At 71.9% G+C, this 15623-nt stretch carries 15 protein-coding genes; 11 read left to right on the forward strand and 4 right to left on the reverse strand.

Annotated features, from left to right (window positions below):
• Window positions 1-4: 4 nt before the first annotated feature.
• A complete protein-coding gene (locus AC0665_RS20450) occupies window positions 5-490 on the reverse strand; it encodes a cation:proton antiporter regulatory subunit (protein WP_478705516.1) in 486 nt (161 codons plus the stop codon).
• A gap of 224 nt (window positions 491-714) precedes the next feature.
• On the opposite strand from AC0665_RS20450, the gene AC0665_RS20455 reads away from it, so the two are divergent.
• The 4 genes from AC0665_RS20455 (at window position 715) to AC0665_RS20470 (ending at window position 4683) form a co-directional block, all read left to right on the forward strand.
• Window positions 715-1680: a sensor histidine kinase gene (locus tag AC0665_RS20455; RefSeq protein ID WP_478604531.1), complete on the forward strand. Its 966-nt coding sequence runs from the start codon at window positions 715-717 to the stop codon at window positions 1678-1680.
• Window positions 1680-2333: a response regulator gene (locus AC0665_RS20460; protein ID WP_478705517.1), complete on the forward strand. Its 654-nt coding sequence runs from the start codon at window positions 1680-1682 to the stop codon at window positions 2331-2333. Before AC0665_RS20455 ends, AC0665_RS20460 begins: the two co-directional genes overlap by 1 nt.
• Window positions 2334-2396: 63 nt before the next feature.
• Window positions 2397-3911: a tRNA (N6-isopentenyl adenosine(37)-C2)-methylthiotransferase MiaB gene (gene miaB, locus AC0665_RS20465; protein WP_478604529.1), complete on the forward strand. Its 1515-nt coding sequence runs from the start codon at window positions 2397-2399 to the stop codon at window positions 3909-3911.
• A 58-nt stretch (window positions 3912-3969) separates the two neighbouring features.
• Window positions 3970-4683, forward strand: a complete 714-nt coding sequence (locus tag AC0665_RS20470) for a class III extradiol dioxygenase subunit B-like domain-containing protein (protein WP_478604526.1) — start codon at window positions 3970-3972, stop codon at window positions 4681-4683.
• 190 nt (window positions 4684-4873) lie between these two features.
• Here AC0665_RS20470 and AC0665_RS20475 read toward each other — a convergent pair whose 3' ends face one another.
• Both AC0665_RS20475 and AC0665_RS20480 read right to left on the reverse strand, forming a co-directional pair.
• A complete protein-coding gene (locus AC0665_RS20475; RefSeq protein WP_478705518.1) occupies window positions 4874-5245 on the reverse strand; it encodes an antitoxin in 372 nt (123 codons plus the stop codon).
• Between the two features lie 26 nt (window positions 5246-5271).
• The gene (locus AC0665_RS20480; RefSeq protein ID WP_468639676.1) at window positions 5272-5541 is read right to left on the reverse strand and encodes a hypothetical protein; all 270 of its coding nucleotides are present in this window, start codon (window positions 5539-5541) and stop codon (window positions 5272-5274) included.
• Between the two features lie 182 nt (window positions 5542-5723).
• Here AC0665_RS20480 and miaA point away from each other — a divergent pair, with 182 nt between their 5' ends.
• The 6 genes from miaA (at window position 5724) to hflX (ending at window position 14019) form a co-directional block, all read left to right on the forward strand.
• Complete coding sequence (gene miaA, locus AC0665_RS20485) at window positions 5724-6662, forward strand: tRNA (adenosine(37)-N6)-dimethylallyltransferase MiaA (RefSeq protein WP_363121701.1); 939 nt, start codon at window positions 5724-5726, stop codon at window positions 6660-6662.
• A 108-nt stretch (window positions 6663-6770) separates the two neighbouring features.
• Window positions 6771-7283: a hypothetical protein gene (locus AC0665_RS20490; RefSeq protein ID WP_468404761.1), complete on the forward strand. Its 513-nt coding sequence runs from the start codon at window positions 6771-6773 to the stop codon at window positions 7281-7283.
• A 73-nt stretch (window positions 7284-7356) separates the two neighbouring features.
• Window positions 7357-8229: a diaminopimelate epimerase gene (gene dapF, locus AC0665_RS20495; protein WP_468402453.1), complete on the forward strand. Its 873-nt coding sequence runs from the start codon at window positions 7357-7359 to the stop codon at window positions 8227-8229.
• A gap of 329 nt (window positions 8230-8558) precedes the next feature.
• Window positions 8559-10736, forward strand: a complete 2178-nt coding sequence (locus AC0665_RS20500) for a RelA/SpoT family protein (protein WP_478604520.1) — start codon at window positions 8559-8561, stop codon at window positions 10734-10736.
• A 131-nt stretch (window positions 10737-10867) separates the two neighbouring features.
• A complete protein-coding gene (locus AC0665_RS20505; RefSeq protein ID WP_478604518.1) occupies window positions 10868-12385 on the forward strand; it encodes a M1 family metallopeptidase in 1518 nt (505 codons plus the stop codon).
• Window positions 12386-12525: 140 nt separating this feature from the next.
• A complete protein-coding gene (hflX, locus tag AC0665_RS20510) occupies window positions 12526-14019 on the forward strand; it encodes a GTPase HflX (protein ID WP_468402459.1) in 1494 nt (497 codons plus the stop codon).
• A 205-nt stretch (window positions 14020-14224) separates the two neighbouring features.
• On the opposite strand, the gene AC0665_RS20515 is transcribed toward hflX, so the two are convergent.
• Complete coding sequence (locus tag AC0665_RS20515) at window positions 14225-14674, reverse strand: MarR family winged helix-turn-helix transcriptional regulator (protein ID WP_468639684.1); 450 nt, start codon at window positions 14672-14674, stop codon at window positions 14225-14227.
• Window positions 14675-14729: 55 nt separating this feature from the next.
• Here AC0665_RS20515 and AC0665_RS20520 point away from each other — a divergent pair, with 55 nt between their 5' ends.
• On the forward strand, window positions 14730-15599 hold the full coding sequence (locus AC0665_RS20520) for an NmrA/HSCARG family protein (RefSeq protein WP_478705519.1): 870 nt from the start codon (window positions 14730-14732) through the stop codon (window positions 15597-15599).
• The last annotated feature ends 24 nt before the right edge of the window (window positions 15600-15623 follow it).

Consider the following 15623-nt stretch of genomic DNA (forward strand, 5'->3'; position numbering starts at 1 on the left):
CGGCTCACTCCCGCCCGAGTATGGTCGCGGCCGCGTCGACGCCCTCACGGGTCCCGACGACGATCAGCGTGTCCCCGCCGGCCAGCCGGAAGTCCGGCGCGGGCGACGGGATGGCCTCGGCCCGGCGCAGCACCGCCACCACCGACGCGCCCGTCTCCGTCCGCATCCGCATGTCGCCCAGCACCCGCCCGTTCCAGCGCGAGGTCGCGGGCACCTCGATCCGCTCGGCGACCAGCCCCAGGTCCGTGGTGTACAGCAGGCTCGGGCTGTGGTGGGTCGGCTTCAGCGCGTCGATCAGCGACCCCGCCTCCGAGCTGGTCAGCCGCAGGGAGTGCGCGCAGGAGTCGGGATCGTCGGACCGGTAGACGTTCACCGTGCGCGTGCCGTCGCGGTGCGCCACCACCGACAGATGGCGGTGTTCCCGGGTCTCCAGGTCGTACTGGACCCCGATACCCGGTAGTGGCGTCGCCCTCAGGCGCGGAGCTGACACGTTGCTTCCCCTTGTCCGTCTTGTTCGTTCGATTGGTCTTGCTTGTCGTACTTTGTCGGCCTGATGAGCGGCGTCGATCATCGGACGGCCCAACTCCGCATGCTCCCATCCGGCCGTACGGTGACGACATGGGTGTCGTGACGGATATACGCGGTCGCCGGCCGCCGGAGAGGCTGGACGGGGCGGTGCACTGCGCGAGGGCGGGAAGGAGCGGATCCGGAAACGTGTCGTTGTTCTGGCGGATCTTCTCGCTCAACGCCGCCGGCCTGGTCGTGGCCACCGCGCTGCTGCTCGGCCCGGTCACCGTGTCCACCCCCGTCCTCGCGGGCGAGGCCCTCGTCCTGCTCGGCGGTCTGGCGCTGCTGCTCGCCGGAAACGCGCTCGTGCTGCGCTTCGGCCTGGCGCCCCTGCAACGGCTGGACCGGGCCATGGCCACCGCTGACCTGCTGCGTCCGGGCTCCCGGCCCGTGGTCGCGGGACCGGCGGAGGCGGCCGGGCTGATCACGACGTACAACACGATGCTCGACCGGCTGGAGGCAGAGCGGGCCGCGGGCGCCGCCCGGGCCCTGTCCGCGCAGGAGAGCGAACGGCACCGGATCGCGCGGGAGCTCCACGACGAGGTCGGGCAGACCCTGACCGCCGTCCTCCTCCAGCTCAAGCGCGTCGCCGACCGGGCGCCGGAGGACCTGCGCGAGGAAGTGGGCCAGGCGCAGGAGGCGACGCGGGCCGGCCTGGACGAGATCCGCCGGATCGCCCGCCGTCTGCGCCCCGGCGTGCTGGAGGAACTCGGTCTGACCAGCGCCCTGCGCTCGCTCGCCGGGGAGTTCACGACCCACGGGCTGACCGTGCGCCACCACATCACCGGCGAGCTCCCCGCCCTGACCCCCGAATCCGAACTCGTCGTCTACCGCGTCGCCCAGGAGGGCCTGACCAACACCGCCCGGCACGCCGCGGCCGACCGCGCCGAACTCCGCCTCCAGCCCGTCCCCGGCGGCGTGGAACTTCTCGTGCGCGACAACGGCACCGGCCTCGGCGACGCCCCCGAGGGCTCCGGCATCACGGGCATGCGTGAGCGCGCACTGCTGATCGGCGCGGCCCTGACCCTGGAACCGGCGCCGGACGGGGGCACCGACGTACGACTGCGCATCCCGGTCGCCCCGCGCGAACCAGCGACTGAAGGACCCCGCTGATGCCCCAACCCATCCGTGTCCTGCTCGCAGACGACCACACCCTGGTGCGCCGGGGCGTGCGCCTCATCCTGGACGGCGAGCCCGATCTCACGGTCGTGGCCGAGGCCGGGGACGGCGCCGAGGCCGTCGCACGCGCGCGTGAGACCCCCGTCGACCTCGCCGTCCTGGACGTGGCCATGCCCCGGATGACCGGCCTCCAGGCCGCCCGGGAACTCTCCCGCCGACTGCCCGACCTGCACATCCTGATCCTGACCATGTACGACAACGAGGAGTACTTCTTCGAGGCGCTGCGGGCCGGAGCCAGCGGCTACGTCCTCAAGTCGGTCGCCGACCGCGACCTGGTCGAGGCGTGCCGGGCGGCCGTGCGCGACGAGCCGTTCATCTACCCGGGCGCCGAACGCGCCCTCGTCCGCTCCTACCTGGAGCGGCTGCACCGCGGCGACGGCCTGCCGGAGAGGGCCATCACCGAACGCGAGGAGGAGATCCTCAAGCTGGTCGCCGAGGGCCACACCTCCAAGGAGATCGGTGAACTCCTCTTCATCAGCGCCAAGACCGTCGAACGCCACCGCGCCAACCTCCTCCAGAAGCTCGGCATGCGCGACCGCCTGGAGCTGACCAGGTACGCGATCAGGGCCGGACTCATCGAACCCTGAGCCCGGGGCGAAGGTTTCCACAGGCGGCCGAGCCACGTTCGCCGAGCGCCTACCCTTGTCCCCATGAGCAGCATCGACCGGAGCCAGTCAGTGGGCGGCACGCGCACATACGAGGTACGCACCTACGGGTGCCAGATGAACGTCCACGACTCCGAGCGATTGTCCGGGCTGCTGGAGGACGCGGGCTACGTCCGCGCCCCCGAGGGCGCCGACGAGGCCGACGTCGTCGTCTTCAACACCTGCGCCGTGCGCGAGAACGCCGACAACAAGCTGTACGGCAATCTCGGCCACCTCGCCCCGAAGAAGGCCAGCCGTCCCGGCATGCAGATCGCCGTCGGCGGCTGCCTGGCGCAGAAGGACCGCGACACCATCGTGAAGAGGGCGCCCTGGGTGGACGTCGTCTTCGGCACGCACAACATCGGGAAGCTCCCGGTCCTGCTGGAGCGCGCCCGCGTGCAGGACGAGGCGCAGGTCGAGATCGCCGAATCGCTGGAGGCGTTCCCCTCGACGCTCCCCACCCGCCGCGAGAGCGCCTACGCGGCCTGGGTCTCCATCTCCGTCGGCTGCAACAACACCTGCACCTTCTGCATCGTCCCGGCCCTGCGCGGCAAGGAGAAGGACCGTCGCCCCGGCGACATCCTCGCCGAGATCGAGGCCCTGGTGGCCGAGGGCGTCTCCGAGATCACCCTGCTCGGGCAGAACGTCAACGCCTACGGCTCGGACATCGGCGACCGCGAGGCCTTCAGCAAGCTGTTGCGCGCCTGCGGGAAGATCGACGGCCTGGAGCGCGTCCGCTTCACCTCCCCGCACCCGCGCGACTTCACCGACGACGTCATCGCCGCCATGGCCGAGACGCCGAACGTGATGCCGCAGCTGCACATGCCGCTCCAGTCCGGCTCCGACCCGATCCTTAAGGCGATGCGCCGCTCCTACCGCCAGGAGCGCTTCCTCGGGATCATCGAGAAGGTCCGCGCCGCCATCCCGCACGCCGCGATCAGCACCGACATCATCGTGGGCTTCCCCGGCGAGACCGAGGAGGACTTCGAGCAGACGCTCCACGTGGTGCGCGAGGCCCGCTTCGCCCAGGCATTCACCTTCCAGTACTCCAAGCGCCCCGGCACCCCGGCCGCCGAGATGGACGGACAGATCCCGAAGAAGGTCGTCCAGGAGCGTTACGAGCGGCTCGTCGCCCTCCAGGAGGAGATCTCCTGGGAGGAGAACAAGAAGCAGGTCGGCCGCACCCTGGAGCTGATGGTCGCCGAGGGGGAGGGCCGCAAGGACGACACCACCCACCGGCTGTCCGGCCGCGCCCCCGACAACCGGCTCGTGCACTTCACCAAGCCGGACCAGGAGGTCCGCCCGGGCGACGTGGTCACGGTCGAGATCACCTACGCCGCCCCGCACCACCTCCTCGCGGAGGGCGCCGTGCTGGACGTGCGCCGCACGCGCGCGGGCGACGCCTGGGAGAAGCGGAACGCGGCCGAGAAGGCCAAGCCCGTCGGTGTGATGCTGGGCCTGCCCAAGATCGGCGCCCCTGCGCCGCAGCCCGCCGTGGCGAGCGGGTGCGGCTGCGACTGAGCCGGGCCGCTGCCGCCCTGTGCGGTGACGGCGGCTTCTGAGGGTTACCCTGCCGATCATGCTTGTCGCCGCCGCTGTCTGCCCCTGCCCGCCCCTCCTGGTTCCCGAGGTCGCGGCGGGTGCCGCCCCGGAACTGGACGCCGCCCGGGCCGCCTGCACGGACGCGCTGGGCGTGCTCGCCGCCTCCCGCCCGGGCCGCCTCGTGGTGGTGGGCCCTCTCGACGGTGCCGGGTGCGAGCCGTATCCGGAGGGCACCCGGGGGTCGTTCCGGGGCTTCGGCGTCGACCTGGACGTACGGCTGGGAGCGGACGGGAACGCGGGTCCGGAAGCACGACTGCCGTACTCGCTGGCGGTGGCCGCCTGGCTGCTGGAGCGGACCGGGTGGTCCGACGCCCCGCTCGAGGGACTCGGGGTGGGGGAGTCGTGCGCGCCCGAGCTGTGCGCGCGGACCGGGCGGGACATCGCCGCCCGGGACGAGCGGGTGGCCCTGCTGGTGATGGGGGATGCCAGCGCGTGCCGGACCCTGAAGGCGCCGGGCTATCTGGACGAACGGGCGGCGCCCTTCGACGCGGAGGCCGCCCGGGCGCTCGGCGCGGCGGACGTGGCCGCTCTCGCCGGCCTCGACACCGTGCTGGCCCAGGAGCTGAAGGCCTCCGGCCGGGCCCCCTGGCAGGTCCTGGCGGGCGCGGCCGAGAGCGCTGACCTGGGCGGATCGCTGCTCTACGAGGACGCGCCGTACGGCGTCGGATACGTCGTCGCCACTTGGTCGTAGCCGGGGAGCGGGCGCGGGCCGCCCTTATGTCCGATGCCGCGTGACGCCCGCGGCGGGGGAGCGGCCAGCAGAAGCGGCGACGGGCGGCGACGCGCCCGCACCGCCCGGAGAGCGCGGGAACGGCGGACGGCCGGGAGCCCCCGTGCTCCGCGGCCGTCCGCCGATGTGCCTTTTCCGCCTACCGACGCGCTCAGGAAGTGGGCGGTGGCCCCTCCGGCGGCGGGGTGGCGCCCGCGGCCGGAGGTGGAGTCGTGCCGCCCGTGCCGGGCGACGTCGTCGTGCCACTCGCGCCGGGCGACGTCATGCCGCCCGTGCCGGGCGTCGTCATGCCGCCCGTGCCCGGTCCGCCGTCGTCCTTGTGCGCGAACCGGCCCATGGCACCCTTGGCCCGGCCCGTCCCCGACTGGATCCTGTCGCTGTACTTGCCCTTGGTCCTCTTGTCGACAACCTGCGCGGCCTTGTCGAGACCGTGGTGGATCTTGCCCTCGTGCCGCTGTGCGAGGTCCGAGACCTTGCCCTTGGCCGGGCCCAGCTTGGCTTTCACGTTGTCCAGGAGACCCATGGCTCACCTTCCCTGGCGCGGGGCGGTCACGTACGGGCGCCCTCACCGGCCTCGTTGTCGGCCGCCTTGTCGGTGGACTGCTGCTTGGGGATGTCGGCGACCTCGGGCTCGGTGGCCTCCGGGGCGGCTTCGGCAGCCTGCCCGGCCGCTTCCCCGGCCGCGTCCTCGCCCTTCGCCGCCGCGGTCCCGGCCGCCTCGGTCTCGGGAGCGGCCTGGGCCGTGTCCGTCTGACCTTCGGCCGCAGGCGTCTCCGCCGTGGCCTTCGACCGCCGAAGAATTCGTGCCAAAACGCCCATATCCACTCCATACGTTACTCGTGCGGGCGAAATCCCGCGTTGCCCGGTGCGTCCGTTTGCGCGGCCCGGGCCACCGCCCTCGCGATCCGGCGGCAGGAACCTCGCAACGGGCAACGACCCCGCGGCCGTGGCGTCACGTAACTCGTTCGAGACCAGGGTGGGAGGTTTGCGAGACTGGGGCGGTGAGCAGTGCACCCCCCGCCCCCCGCGTCATCGCCGTCGTCGGCCCCACCGCAGCCGGAAAGTCCGATCTGGGCGTCTTCCTGGCCCAGCGCCTCGGCGGGGAGGTCGTCAACGCCGACTCCATGCAGCTCTACCGAGGGATGGACATCGGCACCGCCAAGCTGACGCCCGAGGAGCGCGGCGGCGTCCCCCATCACCTACTGGACATCTGGGACGTGACCGCCACGGCGTCCGTCGCCGAGTACCAGCGCCTGGCCCGGGAACGGATCGAGGCACTGCTCGCCGAGGGCCGCTGGCCGATCCTGGTCGGCGGCTCAGGACTGTATGTGCGCGGAGCCGTCGACAACCTGGAGTTCCCGGGCACCGACCCCGAGGTCCGCGCCCGCCTGGAGGAGGAACTCACGCTGCGCGGCTCCGGTGCGCTGCACGCCCGTCTGGCCGCCGCCGACCCCGAGGCCGCCCGTGCGATCCTGCCGAGCAACGGCCGCCGGGTGGTCCGCGCCCTGGAGGTGATCGAGATCACCGGCAAGCCCTTCACGGCCAACCTCCCCGGCCATGACTCGGTGTACGACACCCTCCAGATCGGTGTCGACGTGGCCCGCCCCGAGCTCGACGAGCGCATCGCGCGCCGGGTCGACCGGATGTGGGACGCCGGCCTCGTGGACGAGGTACGCGCACTGGAGGCGCAGGGGTTGCGCGAAGGGCGTACGGCGTCGCGTGCGCTCGGCTACCAGCAGGTGCTCGCGGCGCTCGCCGGGGAGTGCACCCTCGAAGACGCGCGGACCGAGACCGTCCGTGCCACCAAGCGCTTCGCGCGCCGCCAGGATTCCTGGTTCAGGCGCGACCCGCGGGTGCACTGGTTGAGTGGGGCGGCGGCCGATCTCGCGGAACTTCCGCAGCTGGCGCTGTCCTTGGTCGAACGACCGGTTACAGCCTGATCACGTCATGGCATCGGGACGCCCAGGCCGTCATCCGGTTGTTCGACGGCGTGCCATCATCGAGCTTCGATCGACCGAGTTGAGTCCTAGTTGGGAGGGCGCGTGGCGATGGAGGCCGGCCCTCGCGACACCGCACGAAGCACCGATCACATCACCGCCGATCGGGATGGGACGGAGCGTGGGGACGCACCCGAGCAGGAGGCGGACCACCTCAGCTCCGACGGGCCCGACGAGACACAGGGTGTGACGGACGACGGCCCCGAGCCCGGCGAGATGTTCGCCGGCGAGGTCGAGGTCGAGCTGCGCCCGCAGCGCCGGCTCCGCATCTGGCAGCTGGCGCCCATCGTGGGCCTCGCGGCACTCGGCTCCCTGATGTTCGCCTTCCCGCTCGCCTTCGACTTCGGCGACAGCGGGGCCGTCATCGCCATGCTGGGCCTGCTGATCTGCTCCTGCGCGGCCGGCTGGGGCATGATGGCCGCCCGCCGCGTCGGCTACACCTGGCCGGGCCTGCCCGCGAAGGGCTCCGGCCGTCGACCCGACTGGCGGGTCGTCCTCGCGTACGCCCTGCTCGTGGCCGTCGTGGTGGTGCTCGCCGTGTGGCGCGTGGCCCGGCTGCGCTGATCGCCACAGAGGCGCGGGAGCGCCCTCGCGGGCACCCCGGGGCGTTGTCGCTGCCACCCCTTACGATCGAGGCATGAGCACGCGGATCGCCTTCCTCAAGGGGCACGGCACCGAGAACGACTTCGTGATCGTCCCGGACCCCGAGAACGTCATCGACCTGCCACCGGCCGCCGTCGCCGCCCTGTGCGACCGGCGCGCGGGCATCGGCGGTGACGGGCTGCTGCACGTCGTGCGGTCCGCCGCGCACCCGGAGGCGCGGGCCATGGCCGCCGAGGCGGAGTGGTTCATGGACTACCGCAACGGCGACGGCTCGATCGCGGAGATGTGCGGCAACGGCGTGCGGGTGTTCGCGCGCTACCTCCAGCGCGCCGGTCATGTGACCGAGGGAGACCTCGCGGTCGCCACACGCGGGGGCGTGAAGACCGTGCACATCGCCAAGGACGGGGACGTGACCGTGGGCATGGGCAAGGCCGTCCTCCCCGACGGTGACGTCACGGTGAGCGTCGGCGAGCGCAGCTGGCCCGCGCGCAACGTCAACATGGGCAACCCGCACGCGGTCGCCTTCGTGGACGATCTGGCCCACGCCGGGGATCTGTACGCCCCGCCCCCCTTCAGCCCGGCCGCCGCCTACCCGGACGGGGTGAACGTCGAGTTCGTGGTCGACCGCGGCCCCGGGCACGTCGCACTGCGCGTGCACGAGCGCGGCTCCGGTGAGACCCGCTCGTGCGGCACGGGCGCGTGCGCGGTCGCCGTGGCCGCAGCCCGCCGCGACGGCGCCGACCCGACGGTCACCGGCACCCCCGTCACGTACACCGTGGACGTCCCCGGCGGCACCCTGGTGATCACCGAGCGGCCCGACGGCGAGATCGAGATGACCGGCCCGGCCGTGATCGTGGCCGAGGGCGAGATCGACGCGGACTGGCTGGAGACCGCCACGTCCGCGTGAGCCGCTGCGGGTCGCCCTGGAAACACCCGCACGCCTCCCGCGCACCTTCGGCCACTCGACCCGACCCCCTCCAACCCGTCCCGAAACCACCGTTGTCAATCGGCCACTTGGCGGAAACCGAACCATGGAGGCTGTGGTGTGCGGGGGCACAAACCTCACATTCGTCCCTCGAATGGGTGATCAGTTTCACGCTCGGCGAGAGGCGGTCGGTCCGGCATGGTGGGCTCGGTAGCATCAAGCACCGGCCCGGACGGGGGACCGAAGCCGCCTCCTGAGCCGTGTCCGCTCTGGGGCACCCCGTCCGCCGGTTGACGCAGCCGGAGGTGCCCATGAGTGCGGAGGCCACGAATTCCGTGACCCCAGGCCCGTTGCCGGGCGCGGTGTCAGGACCGGTGACGCCGACAGCCCCCCGCAGAAAGGCCCGCCCCCGGATCGACCTGCGCCGTCTCGGCCGCGCCGCCCTGCTGGGCCCCGCAGCCCGCGGCCGGCTGCCCGACGCCATCAGCCACGTCGTCGACGCCCACCGCGCCCACCACCCCGACGCGGACCTCGAACCCCTGCGTCACGCCTATGTGCTGGCCGAGTCCTCGCACCGCGGTCAGATGCGCAAGAGCGGCGAGCCGTACATCACGCACCCGCTCGCCGTGACCCTGATCCTCGCCGAACTGGGCGCCGAGACCACGACGTTGACCGCGTCCCTGCTGCACGACACCGTCGAGGACACGGATGTGACGCTCGACCAGGTCCGCGACCAGTTCGGCGAGGAGGTCCGCTACCTCGTCGACGGCGTCACCAAACTGGAGAAGGTCGACTACGGCGCAGCCGCCGAACCCGAGACCTTCCGCAAGATGCTCGTCGCCACCGGCAACGACGTCCGCGTCATGTCGATCAAACTCGCCGACCGGCTGCACAACATGCGCACCCTCGGCGTCATGCGCCCCGAGAAACAGGAGCGCATCGCCAAGGTGACACGTGACGTGCTCATCCCCCTCGCCGAACGGCTCGGCGTCCAGGCCCTCAAGACCGAACTGGAAGACCTGGTCTTCGCGATCCTGCATCCCGAGGAGTACGCGCACACCAGGGAGTTGATCGTCCGCAACGCGGCCCGCTCGGACGACCCGCTCGCCGAGGTCGCCGACGAGGTGCGCGCCGTGCTGCGCGAGGCGGACATCCCGGCCGAAGTCCTCATCCGTCCCCGCCACTTCGTCTCGGTGCACCGCGTCTCCCGCAAACGCGGCCGGCTGCGCGGCTCGGACTTCGGCCGTGTCCTGGTCCTGGTGAACGAGGACGCCGACTGTTACGGCGTGCTGGGCGAACTGCATACCTGTATGACCCCGGTGGTCTCGGAGTTCAAGGACTTCATCGCCGTACCGAAGTTCAACCTCTACCAGTCGCTGCACACGGCCGTGGCGCGTGAGGACGGCCAGGTCGTCGAAGTCCTCATCCGCACGCACCAGATGCACAAGGTCGCCGAGGCCGGTGTCGTCGCCCTCGGCAACCCGTACGCACCCGCCCCCGACGACCCGGCCGACGGCGAGAGAGTCGACCCCACCCGCCCGGGCTGGCTCTCCCGGCTCCTCGACTGGCAGGAGGCCGCGCCCGACCCCGATCACTTCTGGTCGACCCTGCGCGAGGATCTCGCCCAGGACCGGGAGATCACGGTGTTCCGGCCCGACGGCGGCACCCTCGGCCTGCCGGAGGGCGCGACCTGCGTGGACGCCGCGTACGCCCAGTACGGCGAGGACGCCCACGCCTGCATCGGCGCCCGGGTGAACGGCCGTCTGGCGACGCTGAGCACCGTCCTCAAGGACGGCGACACCGTGCAGCTGCTCATGGGCCAGGACGCGGCGTCGGAGCCCTCCCGGGAGTGGCTGGAGCACGCCCACACGCCCGCGGCCCGGATCGCCATCCAGCGCTGGCTGGCCGCCCACCCGGCGCAGGCGGAGTCCCAGCACAGCGAGGCGCGGACCGCCGAGGAGCGGACAGCGCTCCGCCCGGCCGACGTTCCCGACCCGGACACGGCGGCCCCGGATCAGCCCGCCGACCGCCCCGGCACCGGCCATGTCCTCGCCGACCTGCCCGGTGCGGCCGTCCGGCTCGCCCGCTGCTGCACCCCCGTACCGCCCGACGAGATCACCGGCTTCGCCGTACGCGGGGGCGCGGTCACCGTGCACCGCGTGGAGTGCCCCGCGGTGGCGCGCATGAAGGACGGGGGGCGTACGGAGGTCGGCGTGCGCTGGGGTGAGGCCGCCGAGTGCCGGGTCACGCTGACGGCCGAATCGTTCGTCCGTCCCCATCTGCTGGCCGACCTCACCGAGGCCATGGCTTCCGAGGGTGCCGAGATCGTCTCCGCGACCGTCGAACCCCCGACCCAGCAGCAGGTGCGGCACACGTACACCGTGCAGCTGCCGGACGCTAGCCACCTGCCCGCCCTGATGCGCGCGATGCGGGAGGTGGCCGGGGTGTACGACGTCAGCCGGGCGCAGCCACAGCCGCAGAACGGCTGACCGGCGGCCCGGGCTCGGGACGGACGTGCGGGCGGGTGGGGCGGCACCCGGCGCAGGACCCGGTCCCCGGTTCGGGTGGGACGAAAGCGCGCCGTCCGCGCCTCGCACAGGCGCGCTGGTAGCCGTGGGACATGCTCCTGACCCCCCACAGCCAGGCCACCACCCACACCCGGCGCCGCCGCACCGCCGCCGCCCTGCTCACCTCGGCGATCTCCGTCTGCCTCGTCGCCGCCAGCGCCCCCGTCGTCCCGCTCGGCGTCGGCGACCGCCTCTTCCCGTACCTCGGCAACCCCGGCTACGACGTGGCGGCCTACGACCTCTCCTTCACCTACACGGGCGACAACAGCGAGCCGCTGCGGGCCGTCACCACCATCGACGCCTGGACCACCGCCGACCTGGACCGCGTCAACCTGGACTTCGCCCACGGCACGGTCGAGTCCGTCGAGGTCGACGGCGACCCCGCCCAGTACCGCACCGCCGGCGAGGACCTGGTGATCACGCCCGAGGACGCGGTCTCGGACGGCCGCTGGATGCGGATCACCGTGCGGCACACCAGCGACCCCGTCCCCGCAAAGGACCGCGAGGGCGGCTGGGTGCGCACCGCGGACGGCCTCGCCATGGCCAACCAGGCCGACGCCGCGCACCTGGTGTTCCCCTGCAACGACCACCCCTCCGACAAGGCGATGTTCACCATCCGGGTCACCGCTCCCGACGGGCACACGGCCGTCGCCAACGGGCTGCCCGCCGCAGTGGAGAAGTCCGGCGGGAGGACCACGTGGACCTACCGCAGCCGGCACCCCATGGCCACCGAGCTCACCCAGGTCTCCATCGGCCGCTCCACGGTCCTGCACCGCACCGGTCCGCACGCCCTGCCCGTACGGGACGTCGTCCCCACCGAACACCGCGCGGCCCTCGAACCCTGGCTGGAGAAGACGCCCGCCCAGATCGCCTGGATGGAGAGCAAGGTCGGCCGCTACCCCTTCGAGACGTACGGCCTGCTCATGGCCGACGCCACCACCGGCTTCGAACTGGAGACCCAGACGCTCTCCCTCTTCGAGCGGGAACTGTTCACCGAGCCGGTCTACCCCCCGTGGTATGTCGAATCGATCATGGTCCACGAGCTGGCCCATCAGTGGTTCGGCAACAGCGTCGGCCCCCGCACCTGGTCCGACCTGTGGCTCAACGAGGGACACGCCACCTGGTACGAGGCGCTGTACGCCGAGGAGCAGGCCGGCAAGCCGCTGCGGGACCGGATGAAGGCGGCCTACGGGGCCTCCGACCGCTGGCGCGCCGCCGGGGGACCACCCGCCGCCCCCAAGCCACCCGACACCGCCCGCAAGACCAGCATCTTCCGGCCCAACGTCTACGACGGCGCGGCGCTCGTCCTGTACGCCCTGCGCCAGGAGATCGGCCGCCCGGCCTTCGAACGCCTGGAACGCGCCTGGGTCACCCGTCACCAGGACGACACGGCCACGACGCGGGACTTCGTCCGGCTCGCCGCCGAAGTCTCCGGGCGCGACTTGGGCGGCTTCTTCCAGGACTGGCTGTACGGCGAGAAGACCCCGCCGATGCCGGGGCACCCGGACTGGAAGCCGGAGACGCCCGCCGAGCCGCAGGCCCCTGCGGAGCGGACCGCGCCCCGGCCCTGAGGCCCGCCCGATATCCCGGTGACGAGACGCCCCGTGCCGTGCGACCATCTTCAGGTCGGCGCGGTACGGAGCGCCGGGAATCTCCCGGACCGCCCACGCGTTGCAGACAATGAACGACTTCCCATCGACGTAAGGATCCAATGACCTCCTCTTCTTCCTCCTCCCAGGACACCAAGCGCTTCGCGCACAGCCACCCCGAGGGTCTTCGGGCCGATGCCCTGATGGAAGAGGACGTCGCCTGGAGCCACGAGATCGACGGAGAGCGGGACGGCGACCAGTTCGACCGCTCCGAGCGCGCGGCCCTGCGCCGTGTCGCGGGCCTCTCCACCGAGCTCGAGGACGTCACCGAGGTCGAGTACCGCCAGCTCCGCCTGGAACGGGTCGTCCTCGTCGGTGTCTGGACCTCGGGAACCGTGCAGGACGCGGAGAACTCCCTCGCGGAGCTCGCCGCCCTCGCGGAAACGGCCGGCGCGCTGGTGCTCGACGGTGTCACCCAGCGCCGTGACAAGCCCGACGCGGCCACCTACATCGGCTCCGGCAAGGCCGAGGAGCTGCGCGACATCGTCGTCGAGACGGGCGCGGACACCGTCATCTGCGACGGTGAGCTCAGCCCGGGCCAGCTGATCCACCTCGAGGACGTCGTCAAGGTCAAGGTCATCGACCGGACGGCCCTGATCCTGGACATCTTCGCCCAGCACGCCAAGTCCCGAGAGGGCAAGGCGCAGGTCGCGCTCGCGCAGATGCAGTACATGCTGCCGCGGCTGCGCGGCTGGGGTCAGTCGCTGTCCCGGCAGATGGGCGGCGGCAAGGGCGGCGGCCTCGCCACCCGTGGTCCCGGTGAGACCAAGATCGAGACGGACCGGCGCCGGATCCGCGAGAAGATGGCGAAGATGCGCCGGGAGATCGCGGAGATGAAGACCGGCCGCGAGATCAAGCGCCAGGAGCGCAAGCGCCACAAGGTGCCGTCCGTGGCCATCGCGGGCTACACCAACGCGGGCAAGTCCTCGCTGCTCAACCGCCTCACGGGCGCGGGCGTGCTGGTCGAGAACGCCCTGTTCGCGACCCTCGACCCGACCGTGCGCCGGGCCGAGACCCCGAGCGGACGGCTGTACACGCTGGCCGACACGGTCGGGTTTGTGCGCCATCTGCCCCACCACCTGGTCGAGGCGTTCCGCTCCACGATGGAAGAGGTCGGCGAGTCCGACCTGATCCTGCACGTGGTCGACGGTTCGCACCCGTTCCCGGAGGAGCAGCTGGCCGCCGTGCGCGAGGTGATCAGGGACGTCGGCGCCACCGGCGTTCCCGAGATCGTCGTGATCAACAAGGCCGACGCGGCCGACCCGCTGACGCTCCAGCGGCTGCTGCGCGTCGAGAAGCGGTCCATCGCCGTCTCGGCCCGCACCGGCCAGGGCATGGACGAGCTGCTCGCGCTCATCGACAACGAGCTGCCGCGTCCGTCGGTCGAGATCGAGGCGCTCGTGCCCTACACGCACGGCAAGCTGGTCGCCCGTGCCCACGACGAGGGCGAGGTGATCTCCGAGGAGCACACCCCGGAGGGCACCCTGCTCAAGGTGCGGGTGCACGAGGAACTGGCGGCGGAGCTCATGCCGTACGTTCCGGCGCCGGCGCTCTGAGCATGACCTGAGCGCGCGTCTCGTCCGACGCGAGAAGGCCCGCCCCCATGCCGGGGAGCGGGCCTTCAGCATGTGCGGGTCACTGACCGCCGTACGTCTTGCTCATGTTCTGGGGGAGCGCCTCGGCGTCCCGGCCGAGCTGCGGACCGGCCGGCCGGGTGTTGCCGGCCTGGGTCTGCCGGCCGAGCGTTCGTGCGGGCGGCCGTCATTCCTTGCCGCGCAGGCGGGCGATCTGCTGCCGGGAGAGTTCAACGGTACGCCGCATGTGCCGGTACAGCAGCGCGCGCTCGTCCTCGGTGTAGTCGGCGAACATCGCCCGCCATCCCTCGCCCAGTTCGGACCACAGCTCCATGAGCTCCCGCATCGCCTCCGGGACCGGCTCCACCCGGACCCGGCGGCGGTCGGCCGTGTCGCGGTGCCGGACCACGTAGCCGGCCTTCTCGAGACGGTCGACCAGCCGGGTCGCCGATCCGCTGGTCAGACCGGTGAGTTCGGCGATCCGGCCGGTGGTGAACGGGCCGGGCTCGGCGGTCAGCAGGTTGAGGCACTGGACATCGGTCGGGTGCAGCTTCAGGTGGTCCGCGACCGCCTGGTTGAACATGACGTACGAGGCCAGGTACCGGCGGGACTCCTGCTGGAGTTCGTCAATCAGCATGCATACCCTCGCTAAATAACTGCGTGACGCAGTAACTGTGTTGTACGGTAACCGCATGACGAAGGAATCTTACCGGCCCGTGGTGGCCGTCGCCGGAGCGTCCGGCGCCCAAGGCGGTGCGGCCGCCCGCTCGCTGCTCGATCAGGGCTTCCAGGTCCGTGCCCTGACCCGCACCCCCGACTCGGCCGCGGCCCACGCGCTGAGGGGTCTCGGGGCCGAGGTGCACGCGGCCGACTTCGACGACAGCGAGTCGCTGGAGGCCGCCCTGAAGGGCGCTGACGGATTGTTCGCGATGTCCACGCCATTCGGCTCGGACCCGGAGACCGAAGTCCGGCAGGGCATCGACCTGTTGGAGGCCGCCCGTGGTGTCCGGCACATCGTGTTCACCTCGGCAGCGCACGCCGACCGCGGCACGGGCATTCCGCACTTCGAGAGCAAGTACCGCATCGAGCGGCACCTGCGAGGGCTGGGTGTGCCCTGGACGATCCTCGGTCCGGCCGCGTTCATGGACAACTACCGGGTCGAGTGGTCGCTCGAGGGTCTGCGTGAAGGCCGGTTCGTGCTGCCGATGCCGGCCGACCGGCCGTTGACACTGATCCCCGCGCGGGACATCGGCGCCTTCGCGGCCCATGTTCTCGCTCGGCCCCAGGAGTTCGCGGGCCGGCGCATCGACATCGCTTCCGACGAGCTGACCTGCCCGGAGATCGCGGAAGCCCTGACCGGCGTGTGCGGCCGGCCGATCGTCTTCGAGCGGCTGCCGATCGCCCACGTCGAGGCGTTCTCGGCCGATCTCGCCGCGATGTTCCGCTACTTCACCGAGGTCGGCCTCGATGTGGACGTGGACGCGCTGCGGCGTGACTTTCCGGAGATCGGCTGGCATCGCTTCGGTACCTGGGCGGCCAAGCACACCTGGCCGGTCAGCTGATCCCGCGCGGTCGGCACAGAGCCG

The organism is Streptomyces sp. NPDC043685, from assembly GCF_056436585.1.

What these genes read in the sequence shown, in the direction of transcription:
- AC0665_RS20500 (WP_478604520.1), top strand. Translation starts at nt 8,559, where the DNA reads ATGAGTGCGGAGGCCACGAATTCCGTGACCCCAGGCCCGTTGCCGGGC.
- AC0665_RS20475 (WP_478705518.1), bottom strand. Translation starts at nt 5,245, where the DNA reads ATGGGTCTCCTGGACAACGTGAAAGCCAAGCTGGGCCCGGCCAAGGGC.
- AC0665_RS20515 (WP_468639684.1), bottom strand. Translation starts at nt 14,674, where the DNA reads ATGCTGATTGACGAACTCCAGCAGGAGTCCCGCCGGTACCTGGCCTCG.
- AC0665_RS20520 (WP_478705519.1), top strand. Translation starts at nt 14,730, where the DNA reads ATGACGAAGGAATCTTACCGGCCCGTGGTGGCCGTCGCCGGAGCGTCC.
- AC0665_RS20480 (WP_468639676.1), bottom strand. Translation starts at nt 5,541, where the DNA reads ATGGGCGTTTTGGCACGAATTCTTCGGCGGTCGAAGGCCACGGCGGAG.
- AC0665_RS20460 (WP_478705517.1), top strand. Translation starts at nt 1,680, where the DNA reads ATGCCCCAACCCATCCGTGTCCTGCTCGCAGACGACCACACCCTGGTG.
- miaB (WP_478604529.1), top strand. Translation starts at nt 2,397, where the DNA reads ATGAGCAGCATCGACCGGAGCCAGTCAGTGGGCGGCACGCGCACATAC.
- hflX (WP_468402459.1), top strand. Translation starts at nt 12,526, where the DNA reads ATGACCTCCTCTTCTTCCTCCTCCCAGGACACCAAGCGCTTCGCGCAC.
- dapF (WP_468402453.1), top strand. Translation starts at nt 7,357, where the DNA reads ATGAGCACGCGGATCGCCTTCCTCAAGGGGCACGGCACCGAGAACGAC.
- AC0665_RS20490 (WP_468404761.1), top strand. Translation starts at nt 6,771, where the DNA reads ATGGAGGCCGGCCCTCGCGACACCGCACGAAGCACCGATCACATCACC.
- AC0665_RS20505 (WP_478604518.1), top strand. Translation starts at nt 10,868, where the DNA reads ATGCTCCTGACCCCCCACAGCCAGGCCACCACCCACACCCGGCGCCGC.
- AC0665_RS20470 (WP_478604526.1), top strand. Translation starts at nt 3,970, where the DNA reads ATGCTTGTCGCCGCCGCTGTCTGCCCCTGCCCGCCCCTCCTGGTTCCC.